14 protein-coding genes are annotated in these 17,886 nt (G+C 70.3%); 9 read left to right on the forward strand and 5 right to left on the reverse strand.

Annotation, left to right across the window (positions count from 1 at the left end):
- Positions 1-382: 382 nt before the first annotated feature.
- Positions 383-2,176 (reverse strand): archaeosine synthase subunit alpha, encoded by a 1,794-nt coding sequence (arcS, locus tag HZS54_RS07980; protein ID WP_179921684.1) that lies wholly within the window; start codon positions 2,174-2,176, stop codon positions 383-385.
- A gap of 132 nt (positions 2,177-2,308) precedes the next feature.
- Here arcS and tmk point away from each other — a divergent pair, with 132 nt between their 5' ends.
- Complete coding sequence (gene tmk / locus HZS54_RS07985; protein WP_179921686.1) at positions 2,309-2,914, forward strand: dTMP kinase; 606 nt, start codon at positions 2,309-2,311, stop codon at positions 2,912-2,914.
- A 48-nt stretch (positions 2,915-2,962) separates the two neighbouring features.
- Here the strand turns inward: tmk and HZS54_RS07990 are convergent, their stop codons facing one another.
- On the reverse strand, positions 2,963-3,316 hold the full coding sequence (locus HZS54_RS07990; RefSeq protein WP_179921688.1) for a DUF7991 family protein: 354 nt from the start codon (positions 3,314-3,316) through the stop codon (positions 2,963-2,965).
- Between the two features lie 117 nt (positions 3,317-3,433).
- Here HZS54_RS07990 and HZS54_RS07995 point away from each other — a divergent pair, with 117 nt between their 5' ends.
- The gene (locus tag HZS54_RS07995; protein ID WP_179921690.1) at positions 3,434-4,516 is read left to right on the forward strand and encodes a thiamine pyrophosphate-dependent enzyme; all 1,083 of its coding nucleotides are present in this window, start codon (positions 3,434-3,436) and stop codon (positions 4,514-4,516) included.
- A gap of 60 nt (positions 4,517-4,576) precedes the next feature.
- Here the strand turns inward: HZS54_RS07995 and HZS54_RS08000 are convergent, their stop codons facing one another.
- Positions 4,577-4,807 carry an Lrp/AsnC family transcriptional regulator gene (locus HZS54_RS08000; protein ID WP_179921692.1) on the reverse strand — a complete coding sequence of 77 codons (231 nt, stop codon included), beginning with the start codon at positions 4,805-4,807 and terminating at the stop codon, positions 4,577-4,579.
- Between the two features lie 182 nt (positions 4,808-4,989).
- On the opposite strand from HZS54_RS08000, the gene HZS54_RS08005 reads away from it, so the two are divergent.
- Together HZS54_RS08005 and HZS54_RS08010 are read left to right on the forward strand one after the other, a co-directional pair.
- Entirely contained in the window at positions 4,990-5,670 is a 681-nt protein-coding gene (locus HZS54_RS08005; protein WP_179921694.1) for a potassium channel family protein, read from the forward strand.
- Position 5,671: 1 nt separating this feature from the next.
- The gene (locus HZS54_RS08010; protein ID WP_179921696.1) at positions 5,672-5,902 is read left to right on the forward strand and encodes an Lrp/AsnC family transcriptional regulator; all 231 of its coding nucleotides are present in this window, start codon (positions 5,672-5,674) and stop codon (positions 5,900-5,902) included.
- Between the two features lie 24 nt (positions 5,903-5,926).
- Here the strand turns inward: HZS54_RS08010 and HZS54_RS08015 are convergent, their stop codons facing one another.
- The gene (locus tag HZS54_RS08015; RefSeq protein ID WP_179921698.1) at positions 5,927-6,820 is read right to left on the reverse strand and encodes a DMT family transporter; all 894 of its coding nucleotides are present in this window, start codon (positions 6,818-6,820) and stop codon (positions 5,927-5,929) included.
- A 67-nt stretch (positions 6,821-6,887) separates the two neighbouring features.
- Positions 6,888-7,568, reverse strand: a complete 681-nt coding sequence (gene upp, locus HZS54_RS08020; RefSeq protein WP_179921700.1) for a uracil phosphoribosyltransferase — start codon at positions 7,566-7,568, stop codon at positions 6,888-6,890.
- Between the two features lie 142 nt (positions 7,569-7,710).
- On the opposite strand from upp, the gene uvrB reads away from it, so the two are divergent.
- The 5 genes from uvrB to HZS54_RS08045 all read left to right on the forward strand — a co-directional run bounded on the left by uvrB (position 7,711) and on the right by HZS54_RS08045 (position 17,779).
- The gene (gene uvrB / locus HZS54_RS08025; RefSeq protein ID WP_179921702.1) at positions 7,711-9,774 is read left to right on the forward strand and encodes an excinuclease ABC subunit UvrB; all 2,064 of its coding nucleotides are present in this window, start codon (positions 7,711-7,713) and stop codon (positions 9,772-9,774) included.
- A 156-nt stretch (positions 9,775-9,930) separates the two neighbouring features.
- The gene (locus tag HZS54_RS08030) at positions 9,931-11,142 is read left to right on the forward strand and encodes a sensor histidine kinase (RefSeq protein ID WP_179921704.1); all 1,212 of its coding nucleotides are present in this window, start codon (positions 9,931-9,933) and stop codon (positions 11,140-11,142) included.
- Between the two features lie 219 nt (positions 11,143-11,361).
- Complete coding sequence (locus HZS54_RS08035; protein WP_179921706.1) at positions 11,362-13,875, forward strand: ribonucleoside-diphosphate reductase subunit alpha; 2,514 nt, start codon at positions 11,362-11,364, stop codon at positions 13,873-13,875.
- A gap of 12 nt (positions 13,876-13,887) precedes the next feature.
- Positions 13,888-14,883, forward strand: a complete 996-nt coding sequence (locus HZS54_RS08040) for a ribonucleotide-diphosphate reductase subunit beta (RefSeq protein ID WP_179921708.1) — start codon at positions 13,888-13,890, stop codon at positions 14,881-14,883.
- A gap of 160 nt (positions 14,884-15,043) precedes the next feature.
- Positions 15,044-17,779, forward strand: coding sequence for a PQQ-binding-like beta-propeller repeat protein (locus HZS54_RS08045; RefSeq protein WP_179921710.1), 2,736 nt, complete (start codon positions 15,044-15,046; stop codon positions 17,777-17,779).
- Positions 17,780-17,886 lie beyond the last annotated feature (107 nt).

Consider the following 17,886-nt stretch of genomic DNA (forward strand, 5'->3'; position numbering starts at 1 on the left):
TCGCTAGCAACTGCATCAACCACAGGGGACAGTAAGCGATGAAAGCCCTCGCCGCGCTCGCGGTCGCTGTCACCGGAAATCGAAGATTTCCGAGATGACGAGAGAGCTTCGCTCTCTCGAACCAAGCGGGATATCCGCGCTCTCCGCACAGCCCGCGCGGATAGCGCCCGCTCAGGCGACCACGCAAGCGCGAGCGCGCCTCGCCCTTTCAGTCCACCAGGACCGCAACCACGACCGCCCCGCACAGCACCACAGACGGCCTCACACCTCCCCAACCGATTGTGATGCTCGCAGGCTGCGCTTCTCATCCCTCGCGCGACTGTTTCGAGCGGCCCGCCAGGAGGCGGGCACGCTCGACAGCACGCGCCGACCGCACCGCCGACTACAGTTCCTCGACGTGGCGGACCTGCGCGGCGATCCCGCGTGTCGAGCGGGCCATCTCCGGCCCGGACATCTCCGCGCGACCGACGGCGAAGGCGCTGGGCCCCTCGAAGACGACCTCGTCGCCGACGCGAATGGACTCGTCGGCGTCGACGATGCCCGGCGCGAGGACGCTCCCGTGGGGGACGAAGTCGTCGATCTCGACGCGCTTGGTGGGGGCGTCGCTCTCGACCCAGTGGCGGGCGCCGGCGAGCGTGAACGCCAGCGTGCCGTAGGGTCGGACGACCACCGCGAGTTGCTCGCCGTCGCCGTCGTGGGCCTGCAGCCCGGGGTGGCTCCCCCGGATCTGCAGGTCGTCGAACAGCTCGTCGCCCGCGCCCGCCCCGAACTGGTAGTCGGCGATAGCCCGGATCGTGTTGTGCTGGCGCTCGCGCTTGCCGTATTTCAGCTCACCGGAGAGCTCGCTGGCGAGGTTGCCGAGCGAGTCGGTCGTGGTCGGGTGGTCCTCGACGGTGTAGGTGAACTCCGTGCCGAGCGAGGCCTCGACGCGCTCGCAGATGGGGCGGTAGTCATCGGGGACGTGGGCGATGACCCGCGGGTAGTCCGTGTTCTCCAGGTAGCGTTCCAGCACGCTCGCGACGAACTCGATCTCGTTGGCGCTCCAGCGGCCCGTGACGACGGAGTCGTAGTGCTGGGCGGGGTAGGTGAGTTCGAGCTCCTGCGGGACGACGCCGATGGGGGAGGTCATCGACACCTTGTGGGCGCGCCACTGGACGGCGTCGTGGTACTGACCGTGGCTCTGGGAGTCGCTGTAGGGTTTCCGCGCCGAGCAGGGTACCAGCACGAGCGGGTTGTCGAAGCGGTTGCGATAGCGCGAGGTGACCCGCTCGGCGAAGCGCTGGATCTCGACCCGCCGGACGGTGTCCTCCGTCGAGGCGGTGATCTCGGCCTGCCGGAGGATGGGCGTGCGCTCCTCGACGTAGCCGTACTGCTGGTCGAGCCGGCGGAAGACGGCGGTGAGCCACTGCTCGTGGCGGGCCTGGCCCTCGATGTAGTCCCTGAGTCGACCGTCGCGGATCCGCCGGCGGACGGTCTTGAGCGCGGCTTCCAGGGCGTTGACGTTGTGCCGCGCACAGTCCTCGGGACCGAACTCCTCGCGGGGCTGCTGGCAGGCGGGGCAGACGCAGGGGAGTTCGTCGAGGTCTTCGAGGAACTGGTGGCCGTCGACGGTGAGATAGCGGCCCTGGGTGCCGCGGACGACGGCGCGGTCGGCGTCGACCAGGTCGACGCCCGCGTAGACCAGCGTCGCGACGTTGGCGGGCGTCGCCACGCCCGGCAGGTACAGCGCGGCGTCGTAGGGGATCGCCTCGCGGACCCGAACCATCGAGTCGACGAACTTCTCGGCGTGGCCGGCGATGCCGGGCGCCCCCGAGAGGACGTAGGCGTCGGTGCCGAGATCCGCGGCCGTGTCGGCGGAGATCACGGCGGCGCTCGGGTAGTCGGTCTCGGGGACCTCGGGCGCGAACGCCTCCTGCACCTCGTCGGGCGTTCCCGAGGGGAACCCGCGGGCGGGGAGGACGGTGAGCCGCGAGTCGTCGCCCTCGGGGGCGTCGGGTTCGGTCGCCCAGCCGGTCCCGGCGTCGGACAGCACCGGCGCCGCGACCCCCGCTTCGGGCGCGTCGTCGGCGCGGTCGGCGTCGGTGACTAAGGCGGGCGTCGTCACCGGCGAGTCGAGGCGCACCTCGGCGAGACGGGCCGCCCCGTCGCGCTCGTGGACCTCGAAGTGGTCGGTCATATCCGTTCCGTCGGTGTCGGCCGGGATGAGGCTATCGTCTCGGGTCGTCCGGCCCCGCGTGGGGGGTCGGTCCGGTCGCCCGCCACAGGTCGCCACCGAGTCGTTTAGGTGGGCCGACCGAGACGGGCAGGTATGCTCGTGACGCTGGAGGGGCTCGACGGCAGCGGCAAGTCCTCGGCGGCCGCCCACCTCGCCGAGAGCGACGCCCTGCCCGACGACGCGGCGTTCACCCGCGAGCCCACCGAGTCGTGGTACGGCGAGGCCGTCGCCCGCTCGATCGGCGACGCCGACGCCGACTCGCTGGCCGAGTTGTTCCTCTACACCGCCGACCACGCCGACCACCTCGACCGGGTGGTCCGCCCGGCGCTCGCGGAGGGGCGGCTCGTCGTCTCCGACCGCTATTCGGACTCCCGGTACGCCTACCAAGGCGCGACGCTCGACGCCCACCCCCACCTCGACGTCGACGACCCTCTCGACTACGTCCGCGACGTACACCGCCCGTTCACCCGCCGCCCGGACGCGACGGTCTACCTCGATGTCGACCCCGAGACCGGCGCCCGCCGCGCGGGGTCGACCAACAAGATGGAACAGGTCGAGTTCCTCGAATCGGTCCGGGCGAACTACGAGCGGCTGATCGACGGCGACCCCGAACGGTTCGTCCGGATCGACGCGACCCGTCCCCAGGAAGCGGTACTTTCCGACGTGGAGTCGGCCGTGCTCGACCTGCTGGACGGGTGAGGTCGCGGTGCGGTCCGCACCAGTGGACCGGGTCGTAGCGCCGGCGGGTCAGCGGTCCTCGTAGCGGCTGGGCCGTTCGTTGCGGTCCCAGCGCTCGGGCAGGTCCACCTCGTCCGGCGAGGGCATCCAGAAGTAGTCGAAGGTGATGCCCGCCACCGTCGGCAGGAGGATGATCAGCGTCACGACGGCGCCGGCCGACCCCAGGTTCGGCCCCAGCGGCAGGATGCCGCTGAAAAACAGCGTCGACAGCAGCAACGCGAGGGGCACGAGGATACCGGCGTAGAGGAACCCGCCCCACCGGGTCGACAGGCGGACGCGGAAAAACCGCGTCATCAGGGCGGCGACCGCGCTGTGGACGACGATCAGGAAGACCAGCTCGACCGCGTCGACGGCGGTGACCATACCGGCCGTTGGCGCCGCGCGCTCTTTGAGGTGTCGACTGCGAGCGGGCGTCGCTCGTCGGTGTCGTCGCCGGCCCCGACGCAATCGCTTTCCGCCCGCCGCTCCAAGGGAGACGCCATGCACCGCGTCATCGGCGAGCGGTCGCTGGGCGAGACGAGCGTCGACCCGGAGCTGGCGCGGCGACTCCTCCGCGATATCGTCCGCGCTCGCGTCTTCGACGAGCGGGCGGTCGCGCTCCAGCGCAGAGGGTGGATGAGCGGCTACCCGCCCTTCGTGGGGCAGGAGGGGTCGCAGGTCGGCGCCGCCCACGCGCTCGCGGACGAGGACTGGCTCTTCCCGACCTACCGCTCGAACGCCATGCAGCTCGCCCGCGGCCGCTCGCCCGCCGACATTCTCCGCTTTCGCCGCGGGTTCTCCGAGTACGAACCCGTCGACGAGGCGGACGCGGAGACCGGGAGAGAGCCGGTCACGTTCACGCAGGCGACGCCGATCGCGACCCAGCTCCCCCACGCGGTCGGCGCGGCGATGGCCGCGGCCCACCGCGACGACGAGCGCGTCGCGTGCGCCTGTCTCGGCGACGGCGCCACGAGCGAGGGGGACTTCCACGAGGCGATGAACTTTGCGGGCGTGTTCTCGGCGCCGACCGTCTTCTTCTGCGAGAACAACGGCTGGGCGATCAGCGTGCCGCGCGAGCGCCAGACTGCGAGCGAGACCATCGCCGGGAAGGCCAGCGCCTACGGCTTCGACGGGGTGCGGGTCGACGGCAACGACCCGATCGCGGTCTACGAGACCGTCGCCGAGGCCCGGGAGTCGGCGCTGTCGGGCGAGCCGGTGCTCGTCGAGAGCCTGACCTACCGGCAGGGAGCGCACACGACCGCGGATGAACCGGACCGCTACCGCGACGCCGCGAGCGAGGACCTGCCCGAGTGGCGGACCGCGGACCCGCTGGAGCGGTACGCCGACTACCTGCGCGGGGAAGGCGTCGTCGACGAGGGGTTCGTCGAGGCGGCTCGTGAAGCGGCCGAAACCGAGTTCGACGAGGCCGTGGCGGCCGCCGAGGGGAGCGAGCCCGACCCCGGTGACGTGTTCGACCACGCATACGCGGCGCTCCCGCCTCGGGTCCGCGATCAGCGCCGGGCGGTCGCCGAGCGGACCGGCTCGGGAGACGCCGCTCGCGAGCGAGACGGATCGCCGGAGTGATCGGGCGCGCCGACGGTCTACGGCGCGGCGGGCCGCGGTCGACGACGGCCAGGAGGGCGGTCAGTCCAGACAGATGTAGGTCTTCGTGTCGGCGATGCCGTCCAGATCGCGGAGCCTGGTCGCGACGCCGTGCATGAGGTCGTACACCTCGTCGCCGGTCGCCTCGACGATGATATCGTACTGGCCGGCGACGATGTGCGCCTCCTCGACCCCGTCGATCCCGCGGATCGAGTCGAGCAGCTGTTCGGACTTCCCGGCCGCCGTCTTCACCATGATAAAGGCCCGCACCATCGTAGGACGAACTTCTCCCGGTGACTCCAAAAACCTTCCCCCGTCCCTCGAAGCCGGCAGTAATCCGGTAGCGTGAGACTGACACGCATACGAGTGGCTGGGGGCTCGATCGGGGGTTCGGAGCGACCGATCGGGGGGTGATCGGAGGTAGCTTTATTCCCTGCCTGGTCGTACGCGTTACCATGCGATTCGTTATCGTGGGTGCCGGCCGCGTCGGGCTGCGAACGGCACGCGCACTCGAAGACAGCGGACACGAGGTGGTCCTCATCGAGCGCGACTCGACGAAGGTCGACCGCGCGAAGGCGGAGGGCTACGAGGTCATCGAGGGGGACGCCAGCGACGAGCAGGTGTTGCTCGCCGCCGACCTGGCCGAAGCGGACGCCGTCGGCGCGCTGACGGGCGACCTCTCGACCAACTTCGTCGTCTGCATGGTCGCGAAACACCACGGCTGTCGCACGGTGCTCCGGATCGACGAGGAGTACCGCGAGGAGATCTACCGCAAGTACGCCTCCGACGTCGACGAGGTCATCTACCCCGAGCGGCTGGGCGCCATCGTCGCCAAGAACGCCCTCCTCGGTGGCAACATCCGCGCCGTCGCCGACATCGCTCAAAATCTCCAGCTGGTCGAGCTCACCGTCTCGCCGGAGTCGCCGATGCGCGGCTACACCCTGAGCGAGTTGGAGCTTCCGGCGGACACCGAGTTGCTCGCCTTCGGCAAGCAGGGCGACCCCCTCTCGATCCCCGACGAGGACGTGTCCCTGGAGGCGGGCGACACGCTCGCCATCCTCGCGGACTTCGAGAAACTGGACGACGTGCGCCAGATCGTCGTCGGCGAGGCCGTCGCCGCGAAGGGGGGTGCCTGAGATGGTCCGCGCCTACGTCATGGTCAAGGCCCACTCGGGCGACGCCGAGCGGCTCAAATCGGAGATCCTCGACGTGGAGGGGGTCGATGACGCCTACATCGTCGCCGGCGACGTGGACTTCATCGCCACCGTCACCGTCGACGAGACCGCCGACGTGAAGGCCGTCGCGGCCACCCACATCCAGAGCCTCGACGGCATCGAGGACACCCAGACGTACGTCGCGATGGACTAGCAGTCCTTCCTCGCTCCCGGTCGCTCACCCGCCGACGACGAGAACCACGCCGACCACGACCAGCAGCGCCGCGGCGGCCGTCCGCCGGGTCACGTGCTCGTCGCCCCGCAGGAAGAGGGCGGCGCCGGCGACGACGAACAGCGTGCTCGCGCTCAAAAGCGGCGTCACCACGGTGACCGGCGTCCGCGCGAGCGCCTGGTAGTAGGCCAGCAGGTAGACCGTGTTGGCGACGCCCGCGCCGACCAGCCACCGGTCGACGCCGACCGAGACGGCCCGGCCCTCGCGGAGCGCTCGCCACGCCAGATAGAGGCCGAACCCGGCCGTCGCCGCGAAGACGCGGACGGTGACGGCGACCAGCGCCGGCGTGCCCTCGGCGAAGCCGACCTTCGTGAACACCGGGTCGATCCCGAGACACAGCGCCGCGGTCACCGGGAAGGCGAGCGCGACCCACAGCGCCCGTCCGGTGTCGGTCACCGGCGCCGCCCGGCTGTCGACCGCCACGACCGCCCCGCCCGCGACGAGGAGGGCGACGCCGGCCAGCAGGACGGGCGTCACCGCCTCGCCGAGGAAAGCCACGGCCAGCCCGAGCGCGAACAGCGGCACGAGCGCTCGCAGCGGCTCGGCCCGGCTCGCCCCCAGCCGCTCGATGCCGACGAAGTAGAAGACGCGGGCCAGCAGCGACCCGAGAAGCCCGGCGACGGCGAACGCGCCCGCGGCCCGCGGCGTCAGCCCGTAGTCCGGGTACGCGGCGACGCCGGCCACCGGCACCAGCACGAGCAGGTTGACCCCGAACACGACCGCGATCACCGCCGACACCGTGTGGGTCCGCGTGCCGACGCGGACGGCGAGACTCTGGGCGGCGAAGGCCGCCGCCGCGAGCACCGCGAACGCGGCGCCGACCAGCTGCTGGCTCGTCACGGCGACCCCTACCGGCGGGAGCCACGTGAGTGCTGTCCCGCCGGGGCGACGCGCCGAGCGCCGCCGCTCACTCGGTGGTCCGGAACGCGCGGTCGCCGGCGTCGCCCAGGCCGGGCACGATGTAGCCGTCCTCGTCGAGTTCGTCGTCGATCGCCACGGTGAGCAGGTCGGCCTCCGGGACGGCCTCGTCCACCTGCAGGAGGCCCTCGGGCGCGCTCACCGCCGAGAGGACGAACAGGTTCTCGGGCTCGGGCTGGCCCTCCAGGACGCGTTCGAGGACCGCGCACATCGTCGACCCGGTCGCCAGCATCGGGTCGGCGACGATGACGGTGTCCTCGGGCTCGATATCGGGGAGCTTGACGTAGTCGACGGAGATGGGGAACTGCCCCGACTCGTCCATGCCGGCCGCCTCGTCGCGGCTGGCGGAGATGACGCCCTGGCGGGCGCGGGGGAACGCCTTCAGTAACCCCTCGACGAACGGCGTCGCCGCGCGGAGCACGTTGACGATGACTACGTCTTCGAGGCCCTTGACGCGCTGGCCCATCGTCTCCGTGAGAGGGGTCTGGACCGAGACGTACTCGGTCTCCATCGCCCCGTCGATGATCTCGTAGCCGCAGATCCGGCCGAGCTTGACCAGCCCCTTCCGGAACTCCACCTGTTCGGTCTCCACGTCGCGCAGCCGCGTCAACACGTCCGTCGCGAGCGCGTGGGTGATCAGGCTCGCGTCGCCGCGGTCTTCGATCGCCATACCCGCGAGTGGGTCCGGCCCCACCAAATATCCACCGCGCGAGCCGTCGTCGGTCTCGCCCCCGGCGAACGCGGGACGAGAAGGGGGACACCTCGCCGGTCGGACCGCGCTTCTCAAGTTCGTCCGACCCTATCCCCGTGTAATGAGCGACACCGAGGGGCCCCTGTCGCCGGACAGGCCGGACGCCGAGAGCGACTTCCGCGTCGACGCGCCGTTCGACCCGGCGGGCGACCAGCCCGAGGCCATCGAGCAACTCGCCGACGGCTTCCGCCGGGGCATGGACGCACAGACCTTGCTCGGCGTGACGGGGTCGGGCAAGACCAACACCGTCTCCTGGGTCGTCGAGGAGACCCAGCTGCCGACGCTGGTCATCGCCCACAACAAGACGCTGGCCGCGCAGCTCTACGAGGAGTTCCGCGAGCTGTTCCCCGACAACGCCGTCGAGTACTTCGTCTCCTACTACGACTACTACCAGCCCGAGGCCTACGTCGAACAGACCGACAAGTACATCGAGAAAGACGCCTCGATCAACGACGAGATCGACCGGCTGCGCCACTCCGCCACGCGCTCGCTACTGACCCGCGACGACGTGATCGTCGTCGCCTCGGTCTCGGCCATCTACGGGCTGGGCGACCCGCAGAACTACGTCGACATGAGCCTCGAACTCGAGGTCGGCCAGGAGATCGACCGCGACGAGGTGCTCTCGCGACTCGTCGACCTGAACTACGAGCGCAACGACGTGGACTTCACCCAGGGCACCTTCCGGGTGCGGGGCGACACGCTGGAGATCTACCCGATGTACGGCCGCTACGCCGTCCGCGTCGAGTTCTGGGGGGACGAAATCGACCGCATGCTCAAGGTTGACCCGCTGGAGGGCGAGGTGCAATCGAGCGAACCCGCCGTGCTGATCCACCCGGCCGAACACTACTCCATCCCCGAGCAGCGCCTCCAGCGCGCCATCGCGGAGATCGAGGAGCTCAAAGAGGAGCGAGTGCGCTACTTCGAGCGCCAGGGCGACGCCGTCGCCGCCCAGCGCATCGACGAGCGGACCACCTTCGACCTGGAGATGATGCGCGAGACGGGCTACTGCTCGGGCATCGAGAACTACTCCGTCCACCTCTCCGAGCGCGAGAGCGGCGACGCGCCGTACACCTTGCTGGACTACTTCCCCGACGACTTCCTCACCGTCATCGACGAGTCCCACCAGACCATCCCCCAGATCAAGGGCCAGTTCGCCGGCGACCGCTCCCGGAAGGAGTCGCTGATCGACAACGGGTTCCGCCTGCCGACGGCCTACGACAACCGCCCGCTCACCTTCGAGGAGTTCGAGGAGAAGACGAGCAAGACCCTCTACGTCTCCGCGACGCCGGCCGACTACGAGCGCGAGCACAGCGAGCAGGTCGTCGAACAGATCGTCCGCCCCACCCACCTCGTCGACCCCGCGGTCGAGGTCTCGCCCGCAGAGGGGCAGATCGACGACCTCATGGACCGCATCGACGGCCGCGTCGAGCGCGACGAGCGCGTGCTGGTCACCACCCTCACCAAGCGGATGGCCGAGGATCTGACCGAGTACCTCGAAGAGGCCGGCGTCGCCGTCGAGTACATGCACGACGAGACCGACACGCTCGAACGGCACGAACTCATCCGGTCGCTCCGGCTGGGCGACATCGACGTGCTCGTCGGGATCAACCTCCTCCGGGAGGGGCTGGACATCCCCGAGGTGTCGCTGGTCGCGATCCTCGACGCCGACCAGGAGGGGTTCCTGCGCTCGGAGACGACCCTGGTCCAGACGATGGGACGGGCCGCCCGCAACGTCAACGGCGAGGTCGTCCTCTACGCCGACGACCCAAGCGACGCCATGGAGTCGGCCATCGCCGAGACCAACCGCCGCCGGCGGATCCAGGAGGAGTACAACGAGGAACACGGATTCACCCCGACGACGATCGACAAGGAGATCGGCGAGTCCTCGCTGCCCGGCTCGAAGACCGACACCGGCGACGCCTCCTCGCTCGCCCCCGACGACGACGAGGAGGCCGCTCGCGCCATCGAACGGCTGCAGGAACGGATGGAGGACGCCGCGGACAACCTGGAGTTCGAACTCGCCGCCGACATCCGCGACCGCATCCACGAACTCCGCGAGGAGTACGACCTGGCCGGCGGCGACGACGAGGAAGGCGTCGTCCCCGAACCCGTCGACGAGTTCTGAAGCCGGACGGGTCGCGACCGTGTGTCGTCCGGGAATCACAGTCGATACCTGCTCGCCGTCTCGGATCTCGTCTTTCGAGCGATTTTCTGTCGCGATTTCGGTCGTTCTTCCGGAACCACCGACGCTTATATATCGCCGATTGAAACAGGGTGGGAGATGAAACTCGGCGTTTCCGCCGGGGGAAGTCGGGTCCCGAAATACCTCGTCGGGTTCGCCGCGCTCCTGGCTGCGACGCTGGTCGGGGAGTCGGTCGTCCGCGCGGTCGGCTGGATCGACTGGTCGAGCGGCGACCCGCTCGTGTTCACGGGGGAGTTCCTCATCGGCGCGGCGACCACGCTCCCGTTCGTGGCGGGCATCGGGTACGCCGGCTACTGGCTCCCTCGAAGCCGGCTCGAAGCCGCGCGCTACCCGCGCATCCTGCGGTGGGTGCTCGGGACCGCCGTCGCGTCGCTGCTGTTCAACGCCATGTTGGTCGCCGTGATCGGCGCCACGTCCGTCGGCATGTTCGTCGCGTGGATGCGCTGGAGCGTCGCCGTCGGCGGGGGTCTGGGGATCGCCGTCGGCGTCTCCGAGGCGAGAGCGGTCCAGAGCTCCGTCGAGACGGCGCGGGCGGAGTCCCGGGCCCGACACGCCGCGAGCCAGCGCGACCTCCTCGATTACCTCAACGGCCTCCTCCGACACGAGATCCTCAACGCGACGCAGGTCATCTCCGGGAACGCGGAGTTACTGGTCGACGAGCACGAACCCGGGAGCCTCGCCCACGACCGCGGGGAGACGATCCGCCGCCAGAGCGAGGACGTGACCGACGTGATCCAGAACGTCCGGCGGCTGCTGAACGCGACGCGGGAGGACGCGCCCCTCGAACCGGTGAACGCCGCGGCGCTCCTGGTCGGCCGGATCGAGACCCTCGAGAGCCGCCACGAGGATATCCGGATCGACGCGTCGATAACCGAGACGGCGTTCGTCCGGGCCAACCCGCTCCTCGAGCGCGTGTTCGGGAACCTGCTGACGAACGCCGTCGAGCACAACGACGGCGACACCGCGACGGTGCGAGTGCGGATGACCGTCTCCCCGGAGACGGTGACGGTCACCGTCGCGGACGACGGACCGGGGATCCCCGACGATGTCACCGCGACGCTGTTCGACCGGCCCGACTCGTTCGACACCGACCACGGGTTCGGACTGTATCTCACCGAGAAACTGGTCGAACAGCACCGCGGAACCCTCGAACTTGTCGAAACCGGCCCGGACGGGACGCGGTTCAGGGTCGAACTCCCGCGCGCCCGGCCCGGATCGGTCGGCGAGCCCGCCGACGCCGCCGACCCGCGTCCGGACGCTGCCCCGGACGAGCCGCCGAGCGCCGAGTGACACCGCCGGCGTCACCCGCCGAACGCGGGACCACCACTGTTGCACGTAATACAAACGAGATTGTTGTAATGAAAGTGCTGTTGGAAAGCTTTATTCGGGCGGGGCCGGTCAGGATTGAACGCACCGCGAGCGGCCGTATTCGGGGTTCTCGGGCGGTATCGCCCGAATAGCCGAGCGGCCGCGTGTGCCGCTTTGCCACCGAACAGTGGCGACACTACCATGAGTACGCTGACAGCGCAGTCGACGATCCGCTCCGTTCTGGAGCGCGCACGCACAGGCCACGAAGACATCATCGACGACGAGACCCTCGACGACCTGGTCGCGTCGGTCGAGCGGTCGCTGTACGACGGCGTCGACGCCGACGAGCGCGACGAGGGCATCGTCGGGGAGCTGACCGCACGCATCGAGCGCCACCCCGCCTACGACGACGCGGCCGCCCGCGTCGCCCGCCGCAAGCACTTCCGCGCGGTCACCGGCGAGGACCCGCCCGGCGACGGCTGGGCGCTCCCCGCCGACGAGGACGGCCGAGTCGACGACACCGCCGACCTCGACGACGACTACGCCGACGCCTACCGCGAGTCGTTCGTCGAGGGGATCGAGGAGGGCGTCCGCGCCGACGTTATCGACGAGCGGCTCCTGACCTACGACCTGGACGAGATGGCCGCGGCGATCCGACCCGAACGGGACGAACGCTTCGACCACATCGCCGTCGACACGCTCGCCCAGCGGTACTTCCTCGACGACGACGGCGACCCCCTCGAACTCCCTCAGGCGTTCTGGATGCGCGTCGCGATGGGGATCGCCCTGCGCGAGCCCGTCGACGACCGCCCCGAGCGCGCCCGCGAGTTCTACGAACTTCTCTCGACGCTGCGGTTCGTCCACTCCTCGCCGACCCTGTTCCACGCGGGCACCACGCACCCGCAGCTGGCCTCCTGTTACGTGACGACGGTCCCCGACGACCTGGAGGGCATCTTCGACGCCTACAAGTCCCACGCCAAGCTCTCGAAGTGGTCCGGCGGCCTGGGCACCGATTGGACGCCCGTCCGCGCCTCGGGCTCGCTCATCGAGTCGACCGGCGTCGAATCGACGGGGACCGTCCCGTTCCTCAAGATCTCCAACGACGTGACCGCCGCGATCAACCGCTCGGGCAAGCGCCGCGGCGCCGCCTGCGCCTACATGGAGCCGTGGCACCTCGATTTCCCCGACTTCCTCGACCTGAAGCGCAACACCGGCGACGAACGGCGGCGCACCCACGACATGAACACCGCCGCCTGGGTCCCCGACCTGTTCATGAAGCGCGTGCAGGCGGACGAGCAGTGGACCCTCTTCTCGCCCGACGAGGTGCCCGGCCTCCACGAGGCCCACGGCGAGGAGTTCGAGGAGCTGTATCGCGAGTACGAGGCCAAAGCCGACGCGGGCGAACTCCGCCAGTACGAGCGCGTCGACGCCGCCGACCTCTGGCGCGACACCCTCACCCGGCTGTTCGAGACGGGCCACCCCTGGATCACGTTCAAGGACGCCTGCAACGTCCGCTCGCCCCAGGACCACGCCGGCACGATCCGCTCGTCCAATCTCTGCACGGAGATCACGCTCAACACCTCGACCGACGAGACCGCGGTCTGTAACCTCGGCTCCGTGAACCTCTCCGAGCACGTCGACGAGGACGGGATCGAGCGCGAGAAACTCGAATCGACCGTCGAGACGGCGATGCGGATGCTCGACAACGTCGTCGACCTGAACTTCTACCCGACCGACCGCTCCGAGCGGTCGAACATGGAGCACCGCCCCATCGGCCTCGGGATGATGGGCTTCCACGAGGCGCTGATCGAACAGCGAACCCCGATGAACGGCGAGGAGGCCGTCGCGTTCGCCGACGAAGTCTCCGAGCTCGTCGCCTACAACGCGATTCTCACCTCCTCGAAGCTCGCCGCCGAGCGCGGCACCTACGACAGCTACGAGGGCTCGAAGTGGGACCGCGGCCTGCTCCCGCAGGACACCGTCGAACTCCTCGAAGACGAGCGCGGCCGCGAGGTCGACGTGGAGGTCTCCGAGCGACTCGACTGGGAGCGCGTCCGCGAGCACGTCGCCGAGCACGGCATGCGCAACTCGAACACGATGGCCGTCGCGCCCACGGCCACGATCTCGACCATCGCCGGCACCTCCGCCTCGATCGAGCCGCTCTACTCCAACCTCTACGTCAAGTCGAACATGAGCGGCGACTTCACCGTGGTCAACGACGACCTCGTCGCCGACCTGGCCGAGCGGGACCTGTGGACCGACGAGGTCCGCGACCGGATCAAGTTCCACGACGGCTCGGTTCAGGAGATCGGCGAGATCCCCGAGGAGCTGCGGGAGCTCTATCGGACGGCCTTCGAGGTCGACCCGCGCCACCAGCTCCGGTTGAGCGCTGCCCGCGGCGTCTGGATCGACCAGAGCCAGAGCCACAACGTCTTCTTCCCCGAGACCGACGGGAGTCTCCTCGCAGACGTGTACGAGACCGCCTGGGATCTCGGCCTGAAGACGACCTACTACCTGCGGACGCTGGGCGCCAGCCAGTTCGAGAAGTCCACGCTCGATATGAGCGAGTACGGCCGCACCCAGACCAAAGAGCGCGGCGGGGACGTGGCCGACGGCGACGGGAGCGCGAGCGACGAGTCAGCGGACGCCGACGGGGACCGCGACGACGGCGACCTGCCGAGCGTCGAGGACCCGACCTGCGACGCCTGTCAATAGGAGGACTCAGCCATGCCGATAACCTACACGACGGACAACGACACGCACGACCCGAACAAGATCCTGCCGATGGACTACGAGTGGGCCCGCGAGTACTACCAGTCGGGCGTCGCCAACAACTGGACCCCCGAGGAGATCCCCATGGGCGAGGACGCCAGACAGTACGAGGACGGCACGCTCACCGACGCCGAGAAGGACCTGGTCGAGTGGAACCTCGGCTTCTTCTCGACGGCGGAATCGCTGACGGCCAACAACATCGTCCTCGCGGTGTACGACTACGTCACCGCCCCGGAGTGTCGCCAGTATCTGCTCCGGCAGGCCTACGAGGAGGCCGTCCACACGGACACGTTCATCTACTGCTGTGACTCGCTCGGGTTCGACCCGGAGTACCTCTACGGCATGTACGACCGCATCCCGACCATCGAGGCGAAAGACGACTTCGTCGTCGATCTGACCCGCGTCGTCGACGACCCCGACTTCACCATCGACGACGAGGCGGACGTGCGAGCCTTCCTCCGGGACCTGATCGGCTTCTACGTCATCATGGAGGGTATCTTCTTCTACGCCGGCTTCGCGATGATGCTCGGGCTCAAACGCCAGAACAAACTGACGGGGATCGGCCAGCAGTTCGAGTACATCATGCGCGACGAGTCGCTGCATCTGGGCTTCGGCGTCGACCTGATCGACCAGATCCGGACCGAGACCGACGCCTGGACCGACGACTTCGAGGCCGAGGTGCTCGACCTGATCCGCGAGGCCGTCGAGCTGGAGGCCCGCTACGCCCGCGAGGCCTGCCCCGAAGAGATCCTCGGGATGGGGCCCGAACAGTTCGCGGAGTACGTCGAGTACGTCGCGGACCGGCGGTGTTCGCAGCTCGATCTGCCGGAGCAGTACGGGACGGACAACCCCTTCGACTGGATGTCCGAGGCCGCCGACCTCAACAAGGAGAAGAACTTCTTCGAGACGCAGGTCACGGAGTACCAGAGCGGCGGCCAACTGGAGTGGTGACGGCCGTCGACGGCTGATCGGCGAGGGTCCGGCCGTCGCCGACGGCCGCGGGGCTGAGGCGCGGACGCCCGACCGGGGTCGTCCGGTCGCCTGCGCTCGCAAGCGGCGTGCGACAAGATATTTGACGGGCCCGGACGACTCCCCTTCAGAGGTCCGCTGGATGGACGATACGACCCCGCACTCAGACACGACACGCCCCGCACCGACGCGGCGGCGCTTCCTCGCCGGCCTGACCGCGGCCGGCGTCGCTGGTTCGACCCTCTCCGCCGTCGCCGGCGAACAGGTGCCGGCCGACCGCGCTCCCGTCGACCGCGCGGCGGACGCGGCCGCTTCCCGCAGGTGGCCGATGTTCGCCTTCGACGACGGCAACACCGGATACAGCGGCGCGAACGGACCGAGCGACGGCATCGCCGTCCGCTGGGACCGGGCCATCGACGCGACCGGCGAACCGACGTTCGACGACGTCAACGCGTACGTCCGGAGCGCCGACGGCAGTCTCTACGCGCTCGACCGCGCCTCCGGGGAGACGCAGTGGCGCTACGGGACCGACGGCGACGGTGATTCCCCGGCGGCGGCCGCCGTCGCCGGCGGCACCGCCTTCATGGACGACGGCGCCGCCGTCCTGGCGGTCCGGACCGGTTCCCAGGAGCGATACTGGCGCACCGAGGTCGACGGCACCGTCTCGGCGCCGGTCACCGTCACCGACTCGCGCGTCCTCGCGGGGACCGAGGCGGGCACCTGCTACTCGCTCAGCCGCGACGGCGGCGCCCGCAGGTGGACGTTCGACGCGGGCGACCCGATCGCGGCGGCGCCCGCGCGCGGCCCGAAGCGAGCGTTCTTCGCGACGGAGACGGGCACCGTCGTCGCCCGCGAGTCCCAGGCGGGCAGCCCCCGCTGGGAGTTCGAGACCGACGATCCGACGGAAGACGTGCCGCCCGTCGTCAGCGGCGACCAGGTGTACATCGGTGACACCGGCGGGACGGTGTACGCCATCGACAGGGTCGACGGCGAGGCCCGGTGGCGAGCCGATCTAGAGAGCGCGGTCGTCGGCGGCGCGACCGTCGCGCGCGACACCGTGTTCGTGGCGACGACCGACGGGACGCTCCACGCCCTGAACGCGGTCGGCGGGGACGAGCGCTGGTCGGTCGACCTGGGCTCGCCGGCGAGTCGCAAGCCGGTCGTCACGGACGAGGCCATCTACGTCGCGACCGCCGAGGACACCGTCTACGCGTACCTGTGGGGCGGCCGCAACGAGGGCGCCGAGGCCTGGCGGGCCGACCTGCCGGTCGACGACCCGTCACTGTCGGTGGTCGACGACATGGTCGCGGTCGTCGGCGGCCTCTACGTGGCCGTCGAGAGCGGCTCGCAGACCGCCATCGACCGCGCGTCGTTCGACGCGGTGACGACCCGGTGGACGTACGCGACCGACGGCACCGCGACCGGGTCGCCGGCGCTCACCGACGACGCGCTCTACACCGCCGACGACGCGCAGGTCTGTTACGCGCTCGACCCGACCGAGGGCGGCGAGCAGTGGCGCTACGAGGCCGACACCGACCTGACGGGCCCGATCGCCGACGCCGACGGCGTCTACCTCGGGGCCGCCGACGGCACCGTCCGCGCCCTGGAAACCGGCGACGGCACCGAACGGTGGACCTTCCCGCCCGACGAGGGCGAAATCGGTCCGGTTCCGGCCGCCCCCATTCGCTGGGGGGGCCTGATCGTCGCTCTGGACGCCCGGGGGCGACTCTACGGGATCGACCGCGCGGAGGGGACCGAGCGGTGGGCCGGCCGCGTCGACAAGGGCGGGACCAGTCCGGCGGTGGGCGGCGACCGCATCTACGCGAGTTCGCCCAGCGGCGTCGTATCGGCGTTCGACGCCGCCAGCGGCGAGGAACTGTGGGGCTTCCGAACGGGAGGGGCCGCCGCCGCCCCGGCGGCCACCGCCGACACCGTCTACGTCGGCAACAGCAACGGCCGTTTCTACGCGGTGAACGTCCAGAGCGACGACGAGGCGACGGAACGCTGGTCGAAGGATCTCGACGGAGCGGTCAGGGCGGCGCCGACCGTCGCCGGCGACACCGTCTACGTCGGGACGGTCGCCGGGACGCTCTACGCCTTCGACCTGAAAGGGAACCGCCGATGGCGGGCCGAGGCCCGCGGGGCGATCCGCGCCAAACCCGGCGTCGCCGGCGACCTCGTGACGGTCGGCAGCGAGAACGAGAGCGTCTACGCCTTCGACGCGGCCGACGGGAGCGAGCGGTGGGCCTACGACACCGCCGCGCCGCTGCGGACGACCGCCGCCTTCGGCAACGACACCGTCTACCTCGCCAGCGCCGAGATCGCCGCGCTCGACCCGCCCAACACCGTCCAGACGCCGACGCCCTCGGCGACCCCGAGCGACACCGCGACCCCCACGGCGACGCCGACCGATACCCCGACGGCGACACCGACGGACACACCGGGCACCACGCCGACCGACACGCCCGCGGGGACGACGCCGACCGCCACCCCGACGGCGACACGGACGGAGACCCCGACCGACGCGTCGGGCGGGAACACCGTGACCCCGACGGGGGCGCCGACGCCCACGACGACGGCCGGCGGTGCGACCGGGCCGACGTCGACGCCGACCGAGGCGCCGACACCGCCCGCGACGACGACCGGTAGCGGCGGGGGCGCCAGCGGTGGGGGCGCCGGCGGCGGCCCGCTGGACGGCCTCGATATCGAACCCGACTGGCTCCCGTACGCGGGCGCGGGAGCCGTCGCCGCGGTCGCCGCGCTCGGCGCCGCGGTCAAGCGCTTCGGCGGTGGCGGCAACGGCGGCACCGGCGGCACCGGCGGCAAGCAGGCCGACGCCCTGAACTGGGGCGGCGGCCTTGACGACGACGACAACTGACCGCTCCACCGTCGTTCCGAGTCCGCTCTCTCCCGTGAGCCGCCGCGTCGTCTGGGGGTCGCCGGCCCGCGGCGACCGCCGGTACCGACCCGTCACGGACCCGAAGG

This window comes from Halosimplex pelagicum (assembly GCF_013415905.1).
GTDB classification, from domain to species: Archaea; Halobacteriota; Halobacteria; order Halobacteriales; family Haloarculaceae; genus Halosimplex; species Halosimplex pelagicum.